A 2,826-nucleotide genomic window follows, 5' to 3' on the forward strand; every position below is an offset into this window, starting at 1 on the left:
TACGGTTAGGACATTTTTAAATCCTGAAACCCTTTCACTTCTTACTGTTCCCTGTTCCCTGTTCCCTGTTCCCTGTTCCCCGCTATAAGATTCCCTTCTGCTTTTCTAATCAACAATCATGGCAACTTGGCTTTGTGTAAAACAATGTGGGGCGTGCTGTCATCTTGACCCCAGTGAACGTCCTGAATTAGAGGACTATTTAGCCCCGGAGGACTTAAAACTCTATTTAAGTTTAGTGGGGGAAGATGGCTGGTGCATTCATTTTGATCCTGAAGCCAGAGAATGCAAAATTTATGATCAGCGCCCTCGATTTTGTCGAGTACAACTGGATGTTTTTCAAGAGTTATATGGCATTGAAGCAGAAGAATTAAACGATTTTGCCATTGATTGTTGTCAACAACAAATTGAAGGGGTCTATGGGGATGCTTCCCCGGAAATGGAGCATTTTAATCAAGCAGTTGGATGTGAACTGTGAAGGGTGAAACTTTCGAGATGGGAGTGATCCCCTCTCGAAAATCGGTAATTTTGTTGCCAAATTCGGGAAAATATGAAAAGATTATGATATATTCTCGACTTGCACCCACAGCCTCAACATGATGACTTCATCCCCAACCGTTGTTAAAGTTCAGGAAGACCGGGCTACTGCATCCAGTGCGATCGCAACTTCTGAAAAAGAGAACCCTCAACAGAAGCATTTCGTAAACAGCAATACTTGGAAAATTTTTGTTTCCACATTTATTACCATTTTTCTTGCAGAAATTGGAGATAAAACCCAACTCACAACTTTATTGATGGTGGCACAATCTCACGCCCCTTGGGTTGTGTTTGCGGGAGCAGGAACAGCATTAGTTTTAACCAGTTTCTTAGGGGTTTTACTGGGTCAATGGTTAGCTACACGCATCTCTCCCCGAACCTTAGAACGGGCAGCAGGAAGCAGTTTATTATTGATTTCTGCATTATTAATTTGGGAAGTTTTACACTAATAAAATATCATTAAATCTATGGATTTTCAATTGTTAGGATTGAGTTTTATCACGGTTTTTTTATCAGAATTAGGGGATAAAAGTCAAGTGGCTGCGATCGCTCTCAGTGGGAGTACAAAATCCCCCCGTCCGATCTTTTTTGGTACAGCCGCAGCTTTATTATTAGCGAGTTTTTTGGGTGTAATGATCGGCCAAGGGGTTGCAGAAGTTCTACCCACTCATCTTGTTAAAATTGCCGCAGCCATCGGTTTTGCGGTGCTAGGAATTCGGTTATTATGGTTTAATCAAACGGAAAATTCAGAAGTTGATTGATCATCAGAGAAAACTGAGAAACCTGGTTTCGCCGAAGTGATCGGGTTTCTGATATTCCATCCTTAAATATGTGCTACACCTTCTACAAATCCCCCCTTGTTAAGCAGGGGGTTTTCATTTTCCAAAATGCGATCGCTATCTTCAAAAAAAATCATCAATTTTTACGGTCAAATTATCTCTAATTTTTATCAGACAAGTTGGAAATACTAAGAATGAACAATTTCAATATTTATTAACAGCAAAAAATAGCCATTGTCTGGCTTAACAAGACTTTATGGCTATTGATTATTAAATATTTCTAATGTTTTTTGAAAAAAATAGTTTTAAAAACTTAATTAATTCAGGCGATCGCTAAAATCTTTTCCCAATTATTTCCCAACCATGATTGTCCCTCTTTTATTGAAATAAAACCCAAACTTCTGTATATATTCAAAATCAATGTTACTAATAACGAGAATTTCCCCGCTACGTCTATCCCTTTTATTCTTGATTTATCTTCATTAAAATTCACATCTTTGACCCAATGTACTTGATTTTCAATTAACCAATGTGCTTTAATTTTTTCCGCAAATGTTTTCGCACTTAATTTCTGACTACTAATATAATATAAAGTCTCATTATATTCTTTGTCACCCCGAAAACCTGTTCTTTCTACCTCAATAAAACTTTGAAGATGAGGATAATTTTTATGGTTCACATTCTGGCTATCAAATACTGATACTTTTCTGCTAACATTTCGTCCATGACTGACATCTTTTTCTTCATATACTGTTAAAGGTTTTTCAATTTCTGCTAAAATTTTTATTCGCTTGTGTAATTTAACTTGATTGCCTTTTGCCGTAATTAAATAATCATTTTTGCTCTCAATTATTGCCTGAGTTGTTGCCTTACTACAATGGAGAGCATCAAGAGTAAATACTTTATTTAATAACCCACATTTCTCTATCATAGAGAGAACTTTAGCATTTTCAGAATTTTGTTTACTTTCAAAACTTTCCGACTTAATTACTAACTTGGTTTCTTGACTAAACCCAGATACCATTATTAGCATATTTTGTTTCTGATCTTCATAGTTAGTCAGGGTATTTTTTAAAGATTTTCCATCGATCGCAATCCAATCAACGCCTTCTTTTTGCCAATAATATTCCTCGACTGTTGACTGAAAAACTAACTGAATCTCTATTAGATTTATCCCGATCATTACTCGTCTAATGGTACTATAAGATGGTAACTTTTTAGCTGTAATTTTTAATAATTTAATTAGCTTATTTTCTTCGTTTTTTCTAAAGTTATCTATTTGCTTATAAGTAACATTGCCAGTTAGCAGGGCCAAAATAATGATAGTCAACACTACCCATAATTCATGTCTTTTACCCCGATTTTTCCGAAAATCCTTGACTAACTTCAGTTGTTCAATTATACTGTTTAACATAATTGTTTTAATCAAAAAATAGTGATCTCTTTTTGATTTTATCAATAAAAGATCACTTTTATTTTCTTTTTTACACCCGACTTTGAAAACGCCCTGCTT

The 2,826-nt window shown here is 35.5% G+C and carries 4 protein-coding genes; 3 read left to right on the plus strand and 1 reads right to left on the minus strand.

The window, feature by feature from the left end; translation table 11 throughout:
- The first annotated feature begins 118 nt into the window (after positions 1–118).
- From PL8927_RS06810 to PL8927_RS06820, 3 genes are all read left to right on the plus strand, one after another.
- A complete protein-coding gene (locus PL8927_RS06810; protein ID WP_083618935.1) occupies positions 119–475 on the plus strand; it encodes a YkgJ family cysteine cluster protein in 357 nt (118 codons plus the stop codon).
- Positions 476–593: 118 nt separating this feature from the next.
- Complete coding sequence (locus PL8927_RS06815; RefSeq protein WP_083618938.1) at positions 594–983, plus strand: TMEM165/GDT1 family protein; 390 nt, start codon at positions 594–596, stop codon at positions 981–983.
- Between the two features lie 18 nt (positions 984–1,001).
- The gene (locus PL8927_RS06820; RefSeq protein ID WP_083618940.1) at positions 1,002–1,295 is read left to right on the plus strand and encodes a TMEM165/GDT1 family protein; all 294 of its coding nucleotides are present in this window, start codon (positions 1,002–1,004) and stop codon (positions 1,293–1,295) included.
- A gap of 340 nt (positions 1,296–1,635) precedes the next feature.
- On the opposite strand, the gene PL8927_RS06825 is transcribed toward PL8927_RS06820, so the two are convergent.
- A partial coding sequence (locus tag PL8927_RS06825; protein WP_231505940.1) for an ISAs1 family transposase occupies positions 1,636–2,826 on the minus strand: 1,191 nt, incomplete at its 5' end.

This window comes from Planktothrix serta PCC 8927 (assembly GCF_900010725.2).
Taxonomy (GTDB): Bacteria; Cyanobacteriota; Cyanobacteriia; order Cyanobacteriales; family Microcoleaceae; genus Planktothrix; species Planktothrix serta.